A 15,868-nucleotide genomic window follows, 5' to 3' on the forward strand; every position below is an offset into this window, starting at 1 on the left:
TCTCGCGCCTTCGGCGCAGAGAATGCCGCAACGGGGAGGGAGGGGCGGCCTGATCGCCATCGCCGGCTGCCGCCGAGTGGGGGCGGGCGTGGGGACCGCGTCGGAACGGTGAGACTCCGCATGGCGGCGGACTGCGGGACGTCTTTCCCGGGAGACAGAAATGCCTTCACAGAATTGCTTGATGCTGAGCAAGTACCAGGTCAAGGGAGTCTGCGAGGCATAACCGTCGGCGCCGGGACCCGGCAACAGACCGGGGCATGGACCACCGACCGACAGACGGCCACGGCGCCCAGGCGGCCCCTCCCCTATCCGCTGCCGCCGCTGTGCGCCGAAGGCGCGAGACGAAAGCCGACAGCCAACCGAGCACCATGCCGCCCCACGACCAGCCGCGGATGGCCGTCGTCAGGGGGCGTCAGGAGCAGGTCTCGCGGCCCGCGAGCGTCCGGGGGCGGCGGGTGAGGGCGGCGCGCCAGGCGGTGAGGGTTCGGGCGAGGGAGGAACGGGGGCGCACCGGGCGTCGGTCGGCGGTACCGGGGGCGGGCGGGGCGGGCTCGCCGCGCTGGGTGGAGCGGTAGGCGTCGAGGATGTGCTGCTGGGTGATGGACATGTGGATCACCGTGCGGCCGTCGGCCGGGGGCTGGCACGTCAGTTGACGAGGACCGTCAAATGATCACCGAAACCCGGCGTACGCAGGCACGATGAGGTCATGGCCAACGTCATAGAGATCGCCGGGCTGCCTCCGGAGCGGATCGTGTTCAGCCCCTCGCCGCTCGCCGAGCTGGGCGCAGCGCTGCATGCGTTGGCGGAGCCGGGGCACCATCCGGGGCTGCACGCGTGGGTCACGGCGACGACGGCGTGTCTGAAGCCGGAGCTGGCCGACCGGCTGCACGAGGCGGACTTCCTGTGGCGGTCCACGCGTTCGGATCTGCTGCTGCCCGCGACGCCGGGCGCCACGCTCGCGGAGGACCTGGACGCTTTGGACCGGATCGAGGACGAGGCGTTCGTGGCCGCGGCGTTCGAGATCAGCTGTTCGGCGTCGTACACCCGCTGCACGCCGTCGCCGCTGGTGGACGCCGAACAGCGGGCCCGTACCCGGGAGCAGGCCGCGGCGCGCGGGCCGCGGCAGGCGGCGTTCGTGGACCGGATGCTGGAGGACCCGGAGGGGCTGCGGGTATGGCTGCGGCGCCTGTTCGAGGACTGTGAGCAGGCGTTCTTCGGGGACACCTGGCAGCGGGTGCGGGTACAGCTGGCGGCCGACGCCCGACACAAGGCGGAGCTGTTGCGGCACAAGGGGCTGGCGGGGGCACTGGCCGCGACCTCGGCGGCGCTGAGCCTGGACGAGGAGAACGGCCGCATCCTGGTCGACAAGCTCGCGGCGGGGCACACCACGGCCTCCGGCGAGGGCATCACCTTCATCCCGACGGCCTTCGGCTGGCCCCATCTGCTGGTGGTGCACGCCCCCGGCTGGCGCCCCGTGGTGCAGTACCCGGTGGCCTCGCCGGAACTGCCCGCGCCGGCCGCGGCACGGCTGGTGCAGGCGCGGCTGGAGGCGCTCGCGCACCCGATGCGGATGCGGCTGTGCCGTTCGATGGCACGCGGCGCGCACACCACGGGCGAGCTCGCGGAGGCGTACGGGATCAGCGCGCCGGAGGTGTCGCGCCATGTCGCGGTGCTGAAGAAGGCGGGGCTGGTGCGGGCCCGGCGGCGCGGCCGGTATGTGCTGCACGAGCTGGACCTGTCGGTGGTGACGCGGCTGGGCAGCGACTTCCTGGAGAGCGTGCTGCGCTGAGCACGCCCTTCAGGTGGCGGTCGGCGTCAGCCGACGTCGGGGAAACGGCAGGTCGGTGACGTCGCGACTAGCCGGGGAGGCCGCCGCCCCCGGCCCGGACCAGTCCGGTCTCGTAGGCGAGCACCACCACCTGCACCCGGTCGCGCAGCTCCAGCTTGGTGAGGATGCGGCCCACATGGGTCTTCACGGTGGCCTCGGAGAGCACCAGCCGGGTGGCGATCTCACCGTTCGACAGTCCCTGGGCGACCAGCAGCATCACCTCGCGCTCCCGCGCGGTCAGCCGCTCCAGCTGCGTCCCGCCCGCGTTCCCCCCGCCGCCGACGCCGGCGGAGCCGCCGGTGCTGGGCAGCATCGGCGCGAAGCGGTCCAGCAGCCGCCGGGTGGTGCTGGGCGCCACGACCGCGTCGCCGCTGTGCACCGCGCGGATCGCGGCCAGCAGCTCGCCCGGCGGCACGTCCTTGAGCATGAAGCCGCTGGCCCCCGCCTTGAGCGCGGAGAACGCGTACTCGTCGAGGTCGAAGGTGGTGAGGATCAGCACCTTCGGCGCGCCCTCGGCCGCGCAGATGCGGCGGGTGGCCTCCACCCCGTCCAGCCGCGGCATGCGGATGTCCATGAGGATCACGTCGACGGCGGAGCCGCGCAGCACCTCGATGGCCTCCGCGCCGTCCCCCGCCTCGGCGACGACCTCCATATCGGGCTGGGCGGCCAGCACCATGCGGAAACCGGTACGGAGAAGCACCTGGTCGTCGACGAGCATCACACGGATCGCCATCGGATCCCTTTCCTGTGCCTGTTGCCTGTTGCCTGCTGAGGGACTTCGGGAAGTCTGCTGCGTTCGCTGGGTCTGCGGGGTCGGTCGGGTCGGTGGGGTCGGTGGGTCTGCGTCGCGGGCTCGCCGCCGGGGAAGCGTCAGCGGGCCGGCTTGAGCGGCAGCAGCACGCTGATGCGGAAGCCTCCACCAGGGCGCGGCCCCGCGTCCAGCGTTCCGCCGACCATGCCGACCCGCTCCCGCATACCGATCAGCCCGTGCCCCTGGCCGTCGGCGCCGCCCTCCTCGTACATCTCGCGCCGCGCGCCCCGGCCGTCGTCCTCGACCAGCAGCCCCAGGCCGTCGTCGAAGTACGTGATGCGGACGCTGGCGCCGACGTCCGGGCCGCCGTGCTTGCGGGTGTTGGTGAGCGCCTCCTGCACGATGCGGTAGGCGGTCAGCTCCACGCCGCTGGGCAGCGGGCGCGGACTGCCCTCGACCTTGAAGTCGACCGGCAGTCCGGCGCCGCGCACCTGCTCGATGAGGTCGTCGATCTGCTGGACATCGGGCTGCGGGACGTAGTCGTTGCTGTCGTCCGGCTCGCCGGTGCGCAGCACCCCCAGCAGCCGGCGCATCTCGGCGAGCGCCTGCCGGCCGGTACCGGAGATCGTCTCCAGGGCCTGCTTGGCCTGGTCGGGGGCGTTGTCGAGGACATAGGCGGCGCCGTCGGCCTGGACCACCATCACCGACACGTTGTGCGCGACCACGTCGTGCAGCTCGCGGGCTATCCGGGCCCGCTCGGCCTGGACGGCCATCTTCGAGCGCTCCTCGCGCTCCCTCTCCAGCCGGGTGGCGCGCTCCTCCAGCTGGGCGTAGTAGGCGCGGCGGGTGCGGATGGAGTCGCCGAGCACCCAGGCGAGCACGAAGGGGATGGTGATGAAGACCAGGACGACGGTCGTCTGCCAGGCGCTGTACCTCTCCTCCGGCCAGCGCAGGCCCGAGATGGCGGGGGCGATCAGTCCGGCGCCGAGGGCGAAGCGGGAGGCCCAGCGGGCGCCGTCGGCCGCGACGGTGTAGATGATCACCAGCATGGCGAAGTCGGCCGGGTTGCTCGGCACGTCGCACGCCAGCTGAGCCAGCCCGCAGGCGGTGACCAGCACCAGCATCTTCTCGGGGGCTCGGCGGCGCAGGGCTATGGCGGTGGACAGCGCCATCGAGATCGGCACGGCCGCGATCCGGGCCGACGAGCTGATGTCGGCTTGGGCCACCCACAGCGCGGCCAGCCCGAGCAGGAGGAGAGCCCAGAAGCTGTCCACCCTGGTCGGGTGCCTGCGGAGGAAGTCATAGAGGCGCTGCACGTCACCCAGCGTAGGCACGCCTGATAGGTGCATGGGTCAGCCGGACGATCGATCCCTGCTACCGGGGCCTACTCCCCAAGGTGGACGCCGGAACGCATAGCGTGAACGGGTGGCGAGTCAGTGGCGTGAAGACAGTGGTGGCAGCGACGACGGTGGCGGGCGTGGCGGTCCGTGGCGCGGCTGGCGCGCGGCCACGGAGGAGGCGCTGTACGGACCCGCGGGGTTCTTCCGAAGGCCCGAGGGCCCGGCGGGACACTTCCGCACCTCCGTGCACGCCTCACCCCTGTTCGCACGGGCGGTCGCGGAGCTGCTGGTCCGGGTCGACGCGGCGCTTGACCACCCGGACGAGCTGGCCCTGGTCGACGTGGGCGCGGGCCGCGGCGAGCTGCTGACGGGGGTCCTGGCGGCGCTGGAAGGGACGGCGGAGCCGAGTGCGGCGCGCGCGGACCTGGCCGGGCGGCTGCGGGCCTGCGCGGTGGAGCGGGCCGACCGCCCGGCGGGGCTCGACCCCCGTATCGCCTGGCGGAGCGAGCCGCCGGCCGCCGTGCGCGGCCTGCTGTTCGCGAACGAGTGGCTGGACAACGTCCCGGTGGACGTCGTGGAGACCGATGCGCACGGGGTGCCCCGCCAGGTGCTGGTCGCCCCGGACGGGACCGAGCGGCTGGGCGCCCCGGTCGCCGGCGCGGACGCCCGCTGGCTGGCCCGTTGGTGGCCGCTGCCCGGCGCCGAACCCGGACTGCGCCCCGAACCCGGACCGCGCCCCGAACCCGGACCGCGTGCCGAACCCGGACTGCGCGCCGAGATCGGCCACCCGCGCGACGCCGCCTGGGCCGGGGCCGTGGGCGCCCTGACCGCCGGCCTCGCCGTCGCGGTGGACTACGCGCACGAGCTGGCGGCCCGACCGCCCTTCGGCACCCTCACCGGCTTCCGCGACGGCCGGGAGGTCCACCCCGTGCCGGACGGCGGCTGCGACCTCACCGCCCATGTGGCGCTGGACGCCTGTGCGGCGGCGGCCGAGGCTGCGGGGGCCGGGCCGGCCGCATGGTGGAGCCAGCGGGACGCGCTGCGGGCGCTGGGCGTCAGCGCCCGACGACCGCCGCTGACCCTGGCGTCGAGCGACCCGGCGGCCTACCTCCGGGCGCTGTCCGCGACCGGTGAGGCCGCGGAGCTGACCGACCCGTCGGGTCTGGGCGCGTTCACCTGGCTGCTCCAGCCGGTGGGGAGCGCCTGCGCGCGGGTGCTGCCGCCCGACGGCCGGATCGGGGACGGCGGCGGTGCGGGAGCGGCCCCGGGACGGCAGGGGCACCCCGGCTGAGCGGCGCCCGGCCGACCACGGAACCCACCCCCTCGGGCACGGACCGTAGGCCCCGCCCCCGCGGCCCCCGTGCGGAGGAAGGGCCTCCGGAGCAAGCTGACAGACTGTGTCCATGACGGAGACGACAGTCGGCATCGGCGGCGCCGCGGAGAGCACCGACATGGTGCTGAACATCGGGCCGCAGCACCCGTCCACCCACGGTGTGCTGCGCCTCCGCCTGGTGCTGGACGGGGAGCGCATCCAGCACGCCGAGCCGGTGATCGGCTATATGCACCGCGGCGCCGAGAAGCTGTTCGAGGCGCGCGACTACCGCCAGATCATCATGCTCGCCAACCGCCACGACTGGCTGTCGGCCTTCTCCAACGAGCTGGGCGTGGTGCTGGCCGTGGAGCGGATGCTGGGCATGGAGGTGCCCGAGCGCGCGGTGTGGACCCGCACCCTGCTCGCCGAGCTGAACCGGATGCTGAACCACCTGATGTTCCTCGGCTCGTACCCGCTGGAGCTGGGCGGCATCACGCCGATCTTCCACGCCTTCCACGAGCGGGAGCACCTCCAGCACGTCATGGAGGAGATCTCCGGCGGCCGCATGCACTACATGTTCAACCGGGTCGGCGGGCTCAAGGAGGACCTGCCCGCGGGCTGGCTGGGTCGGGCGCGGCAGTCGGTGGCCGAGGTGCGGTCGCGGATGGACGTGTACGACCGGCTGGTCCTCGGCAACGAGATCTTCCGCGGCCGTACGCGCGGCGTCGGCGTCCTGAGCCGCGAGGCGGTGCACGCGTACGGGGTGAGCGGGCCGATCGCCCGCGCCTCGGGGGTCGACTTCGATCTGCGGCGGGACGAACCGTACCTGGCGTACGGGGAGCTGCAGGACGCCCTCACGGTGGTGGTGCGCGAGGAGGGCGACTGCCTGGCCCGCTTCGAGTGCCTGCTGGAGCAGACCCACAACTCGCTCGACCTGGCCAACGCCTGCCTGGACCGGCTCGCGGAGCTGCCGCCCGGGCCGATCAACCAGCGGCTGCCGAAGGTGCTCAAGGCGCCCGAGGGCCACACCTATGCCTGGACGGAGAACCCGCTCGGCCTCAACGGGTACTACCTCGTCTCGAAGGGCGAGAAGACCCCGTACCGGCTCAAGCTGCGCTCCGCGTCGTACAACAACATCCAGGCGCTCACCGAGATGCTGCCGGGCACCCTGGTCGCGGACATGGTGGCGATCCTCGGCTCGATGTTCTTCGTCGTCGGCGACATCGACAAGTAGTCCATGCCGTCGTCGGCGTCGCCGACGCGAAGGCGTGCCCGCCGTGGGCGCGCTACGAGATCGCGCTGCGCAGCTGCGCGACGTCGATCTGCTCGGTCTCGTCGTGGGCGGTCAGGTCGATGATCTCGTCCGCGTCCCGACGGTCCTCGGCCTGCGCGGCGGCCTCGGCCTCGGCAACCGCCAGCGCCTCCGCGCCGACCACATCGGCCAGGTCCTCCTCGGCCGCCGCCCCGGCCGGTTCGGCCGCCGCTACGGACTCGGCAGCCGCCTTGGCCTGCGGACCCTGCTTCTGGTTTCCGAAGAAGTCGAAGCCGCCCTCGACCCGAGAGGCCGTCCGGCGGGCCGCGGCGTACGGCACCACCGCAGAGGCCACCGTACGGGCGTGCGCCCGCGTCGGCCGCTCCTCGTCGTCGGGCTCGGGCGCCGGCCGCGCGGCGGACGCCGGCTCCGCCGCCGCCGACTCACTGTCCTCGCTCTCCACGCCCGCCGCAGGCTCGACGGCCGCCGTCGACGGCTCGGTCCCGGCCTCCGCCACGAGCTCCGCCGCCTCGACGGGCTCGGCGGACTCGACGAGCTCGGCAGACTCGACAAGCTCCGCCGGCTCGACGGGCTCCGCCGACTTGATGAGCTCGACGGGCTCGACCGACTCGACGGGCTCCGCGGACTCGACGAGCTCGACCGACTCCGCCGGCTCCGCCGCGTCGACCGACCGCGCCGACGCCGCCGCGTCGGTCAGCTCCCGCGCACCCGCCGAATCCAGCGGACGCGCGGGCTCCGGCAGCAGAGGCTGCTCCGCCCGCTCGACGACCCACTCCTGCTCCTCCAACCGGCGCAGGGCCGCGTCGGCGCGCCGATAGAGCTCCGCGCTCAGCACAGCACTCGACAGGAGGTCGGCGACACGCTCGGCAGCATCGATGTCATCGACGCCGACGCTGCCGTCGAGGTCGTCCGGGTCGGCGTCGTCGGTCACGCCCAGGGCCAGCTGGCGACGGCCCTCCAGCGCGCGGGCGCGCTCGGTCTCCGCGGTGGCATAGCGGCGCAGCAGCTCGGCGTGCTCGTTGCGCAGCCGGGCCAGCTCGGCCCGTTTGGCGCGCAACTTGCCGTTGAGGGCGGCACGCGCCTCGCGCGCCTCCTCGACGTCCGCCTCCAGCTCCGCCATGCGCTCTTCGGCCCGCCACTCCTCACGCGCCCGCGCCTTCGCCAGCTCGGCGACCCGCTTACCGGCGGCGCGGTCCCACCGGCGCAGCAGGACCGCGCCGACGACCGCGGCCGCGCTCGCGGCCGCGGCGAGCCCACGTACCACCGTCACCTCACCGGCCAGCCAGGCACCGGCGGCGCAGGCTATGGAAGCGGCTGCGACCGACGTCGGGGGAAGAAGCCTGTGCAGGGGTGGGGCTTGGCGGTGGCGTCCACGTGGCATGGCCTGAAACTTACCGTGCGTAGGGTCGCCTTGGGGGCTCGCCCCGCCAAACTCCTCGGTGAAATTCGCGATTCTCTCGGCGATTAGCGTGTGGCTAGTTCTGCAACAGCCCCTTGTCCTTGAGGTACTCCTCCGCGACATCGTCCGGCTTGAGCCGCTCGGAGTCCACCTTCTTGTTGAGTTCGGCGAGATCCGCGGTGGTCAGGGTTCTCGTGACCTTGTCCAGTGCGTCCTCGATGTCCTTCGCCCCGGCGGACTTCGCATTCACCACCGGCAGCACGTTGTCCGCGTTCTGCAGATGTTTGTCGTCTTCAAGTACGACGAGGCCGAACTGGGCCAGCGTGGCGTCGGTGGTGATCGTCAGCAGCATCTGGTCCTTTCCGTCCTTGACCGCCTGCTTGGCCTGGGTGCTGTTGACGTCCAGCGGGTCGATGCCGGTGATGTCGATGCCGTAGGTCTTCTCCAGGCCCGGCTGGCAGAACGGTCGCCTCGGGCATTCGTCGCCCGCCGCGAGCCTGATCTTCTGCTTGGATTTCCCCAAGTCGGAGAGGGTTTTGAGGTTGTGCTCCGCGGCGAAGTCCTCGCTCACCGCGAAGGCGTTCTGGTCGACCGCCTTGCCCGGCTCCAGGACCTTGAGCCCACGCTCCCCGGCGAGCTTCCTGAGCGCCTTCACGGTGGCCTCGGGATCGGAGGAGGCGACGGGCTCGGCGTCCGGTCCGTTCTCCTTCTGGTTGAGGAATTCCGCGAGCGTGGCCGCGTACTCCGGAACGACGTCGATCTGCCCCTTCTCCAGGGCCGGCGCATACAGCTCGCGGGCGTCGACGGTCTTGATGGAGACCTCGTACCCGGCGTCCTCCAAAGCCGCCGCGTACATCTCGGCGAGGATCTTGGACTCGGTGAAGGAGGCGGAGCCCACCACCAGCGAGCCCTTCTCACCGGAGCCGCCCGAGCCGCCGCCGGACTCCTCCAGGCTCTCTCCACCGCACGCCGTCAGCCCGACGGCGAGCACCGCGGCACCGGCCGCGGCCAGCACGGTGCGAGTGGCCGTGCGAGGGATGCGCGTTCTACGCGGGGTCGTGGTCATGTGTCTCCATCTCCATCACATCGGTCACATCGGTGGGGTGTTGCGCCCGGCCGACGAGACACGGCGACGGGGCGCGACGGGCAGGCGGGCGGCGAGGGGCGGGGGCGACGGGCGGATGGGGAGCGGCGGCGAGGCGCGACGGGCGGGTACGGGGCTCAGCCGGCGCCCGCGCCCACCGGCTTGACGACATCGGCGGGCGAGGGTCCGTCCCCGCCGCCCGGTCGGGCGCGCAGCGCGCGGGCCTGCCGCCGACCGCGCCGCCGCATGGGGTCCAGCACCCGCTCCAGGAGCACCAGCGCGCCCTCGACCAGCAGCGCGAGCGCGGCGACCAGCACCGCCCCGGCGACCACCTGCGGGGTGTCGGTGAGCCGGAAGCCGGCGGTGATGATGCGGCCGAGACCGCCGCCGCCGGGCAGCGCGGCGAGCGTCGCGGTCGCCACGACCTGCACCGCCGCCGTGCGCACCCCGGTCATGATCAGCGGGAAGGCGAGCGGCAGCTCGACCCGGCCGACCAGCTGAGCTCCCGTCATCCCCATGCCGCGCGCCGCCTCGACGACCTGGCGGTCCACCTCGCGCATGCCGACGTACGCGTTGGTCAGCAGCGGCGGGACGGCGAACAGCACCAGCGCCAGGATCACCGGCCAGTCCCCGTGTCGCCCCAGCGGGCTGAGCAGCAGCAGGACCAGCACGGCGAAGGTGGGCACCGCGCGGCCCGCGTTGGAGATGTTGATCGCGACCGTGCCGCCCTTGCCGAGGTGGCCGAGCAGCACCGCGACGGGCAGCGCGACGCCGCAGGAGATCGCCAGGGAGACCACCGTCAGATACAGGTGCTGGCCGAGCCGATGCCACACACCGTCGCCACCGGACCAGTGGGCCGCGGTGGTCAGCCATGTCCATGTCTCGCCGATGACGCCCATCAGACCGCCGCCTTCCCCGCTTCGCGCGCCCGCACCCGTGCCGCGCCACGCTTCCCCGCCCGCCGGCTCCCGCGCGTCCAGGGCGTCAACAGCCGCTGGGCGCCGAGCAGCAGCAGATCCGCCACCACGGCGAGCGCCACGCAGAGCACCGAGGCGGTGAGCACCTGCGCCTTGAAGAAGCTGCGCATACCCTCGTAAATGAGATTGCCGAGGCCGCCGTAACCGACGATCGCGCCGACCGTGGTGAGCGAGATGGTGGAGACGGTGGTGATCCGCAGACCCGCCATCAGGGCGGGCAGGGCCAGCGGCAGTTCCACGCCGAAGAGCAGCCGCAGCGGCCCGTACCCCATACCGCGCGCGGCCTCGCGCGCTTCTTCGGGCACCGCCGCCAGGCCCGCCAGGATGTTCCGCACCAGGATGGTGAGCGAATACAGCACCAGGCCGGTCACCACGACGGCCGCCGAAATCCCGAAGACCGGCAGCAGCAGCGAGAACATCGCCAGCGACGGCACCGTATAGAGAATCGTCGTCAGACTCAGCAGCGGGCCCGCCACCACCCGCCAGCGGCGGGCCAACAGGGCCAGCGGAAAGGCGACCAGCAGGCCGATCGACACCGACGCGAGGGTGATGCCCACATGTTGGAGCGTCGCGTCGGTCAACTCCTCGCTGCGCGTACGCACATACTCGCCACAGACCCAGTCGTTGGCGATCAGGCAGTTCTGGTCCGCCACCGGCTCACCTCCCCGTCAATTCGATCGACCCTAACCCCGGGCGCCGACAATGACCGTCGCCCGCCACACAACGGCAACATTTCCGGCCGCCCATGGGGCCACAATGGGGAGTCATGATCCGATTCGAGCACGTCACCAAGCGCTACGCCGACGGAACGACCGCGGTGGACGACCTGTCCTTCGAGGTCGCGGAGGGCGAGCTGGTCACGCTCGTCGGACCGTCCGGCTGCGGCAAGACCACCACCATGAAGATGGTCAACCGGCTGATCGAGCCGACCAGCGGCCAGATCTTCCTGGACGGCGAGGACATCGCCACGGTCGACCCGGTCGCCCTGCGCCGCCGCATCGGCTACGTCATCCAGCAGGTCGGCCTCTTCCCGCACAAGACGGTGTTGGAGAACACCGCGACCGTCCCGCACCTGCTGGGCTGGCAGCGCCGCAAGGGCCGCGAGCGCGCCGCCGAGCTTCTGGACCTGGTGGGGCTGGACCCCTCCGTCTACGGGGACCGCTACCCGGACCAGCTCTCCGGCGGCCAGCGGCAGCGGGTCGGGGTGGCCCGCGCGCTGGCCGCCGACCCGCCGGTGCTGCTGATGGACGAGCCCTTCGGCGCGGTCGACCCGGTGGTCCGCGAGCATCTGCAGACCGAGTTCCTGCGGCTCCAGTCCCAGGTCCGCAAGACGGTGCTCTTCGTCACGCACGACATCGAGGAGGCGGTGCGGCTGGGCGACCGGATCGCGGTCTACGGCGCGGGGCGGATCGAGCAGTTCGACCCGCCCGCGACGGTGCTGGGCGCCCCCGCCACCCCCTACGTCGCCGACTTCGTCGGCGCGGACCGCGGGCTCAAGCGGCTGTCCGTCACCCCCATCGAACCCGGCGACCTGGAGCAGCCGCCGGTCGTCCACCTCGACGACCCGCTCCCGAAGGCCGCCGCCCGGCTCGCCGACGACTCCGCCCGCTGGGCCGTGGTGCTGGACGACGCGGACGGCCTGCACGGCTGGATCTCCGCCGAGGCCGCCGCTTCGGGCGGCGCCGGGACGGTCCGGGACCACGCCCGCCGCATGGAGGCATGGCTGCCCGTCGGCTCCTCGCTCAAGCAGGCGTTCAGCACCATGCTCCAGCACGACGCCGGCTGGATAGCCGTCACCGACGGCGACCGCTTCCTCGGCGTCCTCACCCCGGCCCGGCTGCACGAGGCGCTGCGGCGCTCGATCGACGCCGACGCCAACGCGCTCCCGCGCGGGGATGTGGACGTGGTGACCGTCTCCCGGATCTGAGGGCCCACCCCGGCGGCGCCCCTCCCCAGGGGCCCGCGCCGGTTCGGCACCGCCGGACTCCGCCGCTTTCATCCCGCCGCGACGGCGCGCAGCCCAGACGGGCGGACCGGCGGTGCCGGACCCACCGCAAGGATCCGGAGCTCCACCCTCGTAGCCAGGGAGACGGCGCCCCCACGGCGCGGCGCGGCCATACCGAACCGGCTCAACCCTCGCGTTCTCATCCCGCCGCGACGGCGCGCAGCCCAGACGGCGCGGACCGGCGGTGCCGGACCCACCGCAAGGACCCGGAGCTCCACCCTCGTAGCCAGGGAGACGGCGCCCCCACGGCGCGGCGCGGCCATACCGAACCGGCTCAACCCTCGCGTTCTCATCCCGCCGCAACGGCCCGCAGCCCAGACGGGCGGACGGCGGTGCTGGACCCACCGCAAGGATCCGGATCTCCACCCTCGTAGCCAGGGAGACGGCGCCCCCACGGCGCGGCGCGACGATACCGAACCGGCTCAACCCTCGCGTTCTCATCCCGCCGCAACGGCCCGCAGCCCAGACGGCGCGGACCGGCGGTGCCGGACCCACCGCAAGGACCCGGAGCTCCACCCTCGTAGCCAGGGAGACGGCGCCCCCACGGCGCGGCGCGGCCATACCGAACCCGGCTCAACCCTCGCCCGAGGTCAGGGGTGGGCCACCCCTGATCGACGGCCCCTCACCGGGAGGTGGCTGCCGCTCCGGGGCCGCCGTTGTCCTCGTCCTCCGGAAGCTTGCACACCCGCTCCAGGAAGAACGCCGCGGCGATCACCGCGGCGGCAGCGACGACCGAGGCACCGGCGTAGATGGCCTGGTCGCGGCGGGCCGGAACGTCGAGCTGGTCGGTGAGGAGGAAGACGCCGATGCCGCCGTAGAGCCCGGCGACGAGGGCGGAGACGAGGGCGCTCGCATGGCCGAAGACCACGGCCCGGGCGGCGACCAGCGGGTCGACGCCCTTGGCGCCGGGGCGCCGCTCACGCTGGGCCTTCAGCCGGGCGCGCAGGGAGAGGGCGGTGGCGAAGAGGACCACGGCGATGAGCGCCAGCACGATGGGCGCGGCCACCGGCACGCTGGGCAGTGTGCCGACGGAGTCCCACAGCCGGGCGCCCGCCCAGGAGATGACGCCGGCCACGATGAACAGCCCGAGCAGCACCCTGATCCGAAGTTGGCTCACCGAGCAGTCGCCCCTCACATTCCCGTCGTACGCCTGCGCGTACTCACCCGTGTGCACGGCACGGCGTCCGACGCCGCCCGCCGCGAGGCGCGCGGCGTCCCCTTCGTGCCACTGCCCCCGAAACTACCGCCTACTCCGGCAGCCGCAGCTCCAGGTCGGCCCGTGCCACCACGCCCTCGCTGCCGACGGCCGCCAGCAGCTCGGTGACCGCGCCGCGGCCCGGCACCTCGGCCTCCGGGTCGACGTCGTGCCACGGCACCAGCACGAAGGCGCGCTCGTGGGCGCGCGGGTGCGGCAGGGTGAGCTCGGGGTCCTCGAGGACGACGTCCTGGTAGGCGACGATGTCCACGTCCAGGGTGCGCGGCCCCCAGCGCTCGTCCCGCACCCGCTCGAACGCCTCTTCGATCGCGTGGCCGCGCTCCAGCAGCGAGGACGGCGGCAGCGTGGTCTTGATCAGGACCACGGCGTTGAAGTACGACGGCTGCGCACCGGGCTCCACGCCCCACGGCTCCGTCTCGTACACCGGGGAGACCGCTTTGACCCGCAGGCCGGGGGTGTCCTCCAGCGCGTCCACGGCGCCCTGGAGGGTCTCCAGCCGGTTGCCGAGGTTGCTGCCGATGGAGATCACGGCTCGCTTGGGGTTGCTCAGGGTCACATCCGCCGCGTCCACCTGTTCCACCACGGAGGAGGGGACGGGCTGCACGGTCGGGTCGCTGCTGCTCATACTCGGCTCCGGGTGATGGTGATGGACACGTCGTCGAAGGGCACGGTGATCGGTGCGTCCGGCTTGTGCACGGTCACCTCCACTTCCCGTACCACGTCGTACTTGAGACACAGGGCGGCGATCCGCTCGGCGAGCGTCTCGATGAGGTCGACCGGCTCCCCGCGCACCAGGCCCACGACCTCCTCCGCGACGATCCCGTAGTGCACGGTCTTGGTGAGGTCGTCACCGGCGGCGGCGGGGCGGGTGTCCAGGCCCAGCACCAGGTCCACGACGAAGGTCTGGCCCTGCTCGCGCTCCTGCGCGAAGACACCGTGGTGACCGCGGGCCCTGAGGCCGCGCAGCGCGACACGATCCACCCGAATCACTCCTGCCGGTCGTCCCTGCTGATCGTCGGTTGCGGGCGCGCACCGAACGGCGCCGACGCACCACCCACCAATCGAATCTACCTGCGAGCGCCGACAACCCTCACGCACGGGGGCGCGCTGAGCCGCCACCGCGGGTGGGTGGGAGCATCCTCGCCGCGCTTGCCCACGCCCTTGTGAACCACTCCCTACCCCGGTGCCAACCGACTCGAACGAGTGGACGTCGTCACCCCGCTGACGGTCCCTCGCCACCGCCCCGGCTCACTCCTCCTCGTTCTCCGCCAGCACCGGCGAGCCGTGGTGCGACCACAGCTTCCACCCCTCCGGTGTGCGTTGGAACACATTCGTGGCCACCACCAGCTGGCCGATGAGCGGCCCCAGCTGGCCCTCCTCCTCCGCCGGGGCGCCGCTGAGGATGTTCTCGGTGCAGGTCACCAGGGCGGTGTCGGCGGAGACCGACACCTCGACGTCGGTGAGGAAGAACTGGATGTACTCCGTGTTCGCCATGATCAGCGCGTAGGAACGGAGCACTTCGCCACGGCCGCGCAGCACCGGCCACCCCGGGTGCACACAGGAGACGTCCCCGTGCAGCCAGAGCCGCTCCATCGCGGCGTGGTCGCCGCGCTCCATCGCCTCGTAGAGCGCGGTGTTCGCCTGCTCCACCTGCTCGCTGTCGGTTACGGAAGTCACACCGCTCCCTCGACGGCACGAGCCACCCGCACCGCGTCCGCACTCGCCCGCACCTCGTGCACCCGCACCGCCCAGGCGCCCTCCCGAGCGGCGATGGCGGAGACGGCGGCGGTGGCCGCGTCCCGCTCCCGCGCGGGCGGCAGGGCGTTCTCGCCGTCGGCCAGCACCCGACCCAGGAACCGCTTGCGGGAGGCCGCGACCAGCAGCGGGTGCCCCAGAGCACGCAGCCGGGCCAGGTGCGCGACCAGCGCCAGGTCGTGCTCGGCGTTCTTGGCGAAGCCGAGGCCCGGGTCGACGATGATCCGGTCCGGCTCGATACCGCCGGCGACCGCCGCGTCCAGGCTGGTGCGCAGCTCCGCGAGGACCTCGGCGACCACGTCCGTGTAGACGGCACGGTTGTTCATGTCGAGGGACTGGCCGCGCCAGTGCATGACCACGAACGGCACCCGGGCGGCCGCCACCAGCGGCACCATCGCCGGGTCGGCGCGGCCCCCGCTGACGTCGTTGACCAGCGCGGCGCCGGCCTCCACGGCCCGCTCGGCGACCGCGGCGCGCGTGGTGTCGACGCTGACCACGGCCCCGGCCGCCGCCAGCTCCCGCACCACGGGGATGACGCGGCGCAGCTCCTCGACCTCGTCCACGCGCGGGGCGCCCGGCCGGGTCGACTCACCGCCCACGTCCACCAGGTCGGCCCCGGCCCGCATCAGCTCCAGGCCGTGCTTGACGGCGAGCTCGGTGTCGAACCACTGGCCGCCGTCGGAGAACGAATCGGGGGTCACATTGACGACGCCCATCACCGCGCACCGATCCCACTGCGGCAGCCCCGCCGGTCCGGTCCGACCACGCAACGTACTCATGCCCCCAGCCTAGGCGCCTCCCGGCGAGGGGTCGTCGTGACGGGGTGGCCCACCCCGTGTGACCCCGGCGTCGCGGCCCTGGGCGGAGAGCGGCGCCGGAGGCGCCTCCGAGCCCACGAGACCCCCGGCAGCGACACGATCAGCCCGAC

Annotated in this window: 16 protein-coding genes; 4 read left to right on the top strand and 12 right to left on the bottom strand. The window is 73.0% G+C overall.

Features of this window, described 5'->3' with window-relative positions:
• Positions 1-412: 412 nt before the first annotated feature.
• On the bottom strand, positions 413-607 hold the full coding sequence (locus LRS74_RS14560) for a hypothetical protein (protein WP_277741397.1): 195 nt from the start codon (positions 605-607) through the stop codon (positions 413-415).
• A 99-nt stretch (positions 608-706) separates the two neighbouring features.
• On the opposite strand from LRS74_RS14560, the gene LRS74_RS14565 reads away from it, so the two are divergent.
• Entirely contained in the window at positions 707-1,789 is a 1,083-nt protein-coding gene (locus LRS74_RS14565; protein WP_277741398.1) for a DUF5937 family protein, read from the top strand.
• A gap of 67 nt (positions 1,790-1,856) precedes the next feature.
• On the opposite strand, the gene LRS74_RS14570 is transcribed toward LRS74_RS14565, so the two are convergent.
• Both LRS74_RS14570 and LRS74_RS14575 read right to left on the bottom strand, forming a co-directional pair.
• On the bottom strand, positions 1,857-2,561 hold the full coding sequence (locus LRS74_RS14570) for a response regulator transcription factor (RefSeq protein WP_277741399.1): 705 nt from the start codon (positions 2,559-2,561) through the stop codon (positions 1,857-1,859).
• Positions 2,562-2,698: 137 nt separating this feature from the next.
• Complete coding sequence (locus tag LRS74_RS14575) at positions 2,699-3,895, bottom strand: sensor histidine kinase (protein WP_277741400.1); 1,197 nt, start codon at positions 3,893-3,895, stop codon at positions 2,699-2,701.
• Positions 3,896-4,100: 205 nt separating this feature from the next.
• Between LRS74_RS14575 and LRS74_RS14580 the strand changes: the two genes are divergently transcribed.
• Both LRS74_RS14580 and LRS74_RS14585 read left to right on the top strand, forming a co-directional pair.
• Complete coding sequence (locus LRS74_RS14580) at positions 4,101-5,210, top strand: SAM-dependent methyltransferase (protein ID WP_277744759.1); 1,110 nt, start codon at positions 4,101-4,103, stop codon at positions 5,208-5,210.
• Between the two features lie 112 nt (positions 5,211-5,322).
• Complete coding sequence (locus LRS74_RS14585; RefSeq protein ID WP_277741401.1) at positions 5,323-6,465, top strand: NADH-quinone oxidoreductase subunit D; 1,143 nt, start codon at positions 5,323-5,325, stop codon at positions 6,463-6,465.
• Between the two features lie 52 nt (positions 6,466-6,517).
• Here the strand turns inward: LRS74_RS14585 and LRS74_RS14590 are convergent, their stop codons facing one another.
• From LRS74_RS14590 to LRS74_RS14605, 4 genes are all read right to left on the bottom strand, one after another.
• Positions 6,518-7,885, bottom strand: coding sequence for a hypothetical protein (locus LRS74_RS14590; RefSeq protein WP_277741402.1), 1,368 nt, complete (start codon positions 7,883-7,885; stop codon positions 6,518-6,520).
• Positions 7,886-7,979: 94 nt separating this feature from the next.
• Positions 7,980-8,969, bottom strand: a complete 990-nt coding sequence (locus LRS74_RS14595; protein WP_277741403.1) for an ABC transporter substrate-binding protein — start codon at positions 8,967-8,969, stop codon at positions 7,980-7,982.
• A 155-nt stretch (positions 8,970-9,124) separates the two neighbouring features.
• On the bottom strand, positions 9,125-9,886 hold the full coding sequence (locus LRS74_RS14600) for an ABC transporter permease (protein ID WP_277741404.1): 762 nt from the start codon (positions 9,884-9,886) through the stop codon (positions 9,125-9,127).
• A complete protein-coding gene (locus LRS74_RS14605; RefSeq protein ID WP_277741405.1) occupies positions 9,886-10,617 on the bottom strand; it encodes an ABC transporter permease in 732 nt (243 codons plus the stop codon). The genes LRS74_RS14600 and LRS74_RS14605 overlap by 1 nt, the downstream gene beginning before the upstream one ends.
• 113 nt (positions 10,618-10,730) lie before the next feature.
• On the opposite strand from LRS74_RS14605, the gene LRS74_RS14610 reads away from it, so the two are divergent.
• On the top strand, positions 10,731-11,891 hold the full coding sequence (locus tag LRS74_RS14610) for a betaine/proline/choline family ABC transporter ATP-binding protein (RefSeq protein WP_277741406.1): 1,161 nt from the start codon (positions 10,731-10,733) through the stop codon (positions 11,889-11,891).
• Positions 11,892-12,591: 700 nt separating this feature from the next.
• Here the strand turns inward: LRS74_RS14610 and LRS74_RS14615 are convergent.
• From LRS74_RS14615 to folP, 5 genes are all read right to left on the bottom strand, one after another.
• Positions 12,592-13,086, bottom strand: a complete 495-nt coding sequence (locus LRS74_RS14615) for a DUF3180 domain-containing protein (RefSeq protein WP_277741407.1) — start codon at positions 13,084-13,086, stop codon at positions 12,592-12,594.
• Positions 13,087-13,216: 130 nt separating this feature from the next.
• The gene (gene folK, locus LRS74_RS14620) at positions 13,217-13,810 is read right to left on the bottom strand and encodes a 2-amino-4-hydroxy-6-hydroxymethyldihydropteridine diphosphokinase (RefSeq protein WP_277741408.1); all 594 of its coding nucleotides are present in this window, start codon (positions 13,808-13,810) and stop codon (positions 13,217-13,219) included.
• Entirely contained in the window at positions 13,807-14,166 is a 360-nt protein-coding gene (gene folB / locus LRS74_RS14625) for a dihydroneopterin aldolase (RefSeq protein WP_260867485.1), read from the bottom strand. Before folB ends, folK begins: the two co-directional genes overlap by 4 nt.
• Positions 14,167-14,433: 267 nt before the next feature.
• The gene (locus LRS74_RS14630) at positions 14,434-14,862 is read right to left on the bottom strand and encodes a nuclear transport factor 2 family protein (RefSeq protein ID WP_277741410.1); all 429 of its coding nucleotides are present in this window, start codon (positions 14,860-14,862) and stop codon (positions 14,434-14,436) included.
• Positions 14,859-15,719: a dihydropteroate synthase gene (folP, locus tag LRS74_RS14635; protein ID WP_277741411.1), complete on the bottom strand. Its 861-nt coding sequence runs from the start codon at positions 15,717-15,719 to the stop codon at positions 14,859-14,861. Before folP ends, LRS74_RS14630 begins: the two co-directional genes overlap by 4 nt.
• Positions 15,720-15,868: the final 149 nt, after the last annotated feature.

The organism is Streptomyces sp. LX-29, assembly GCF_029541745.1.
In the GTDB taxonomy this organism is placed as follows: domain Bacteria; phylum Actinomycetota; class Actinomycetes; order Streptomycetales; family Streptomycetaceae; genus Streptomyces.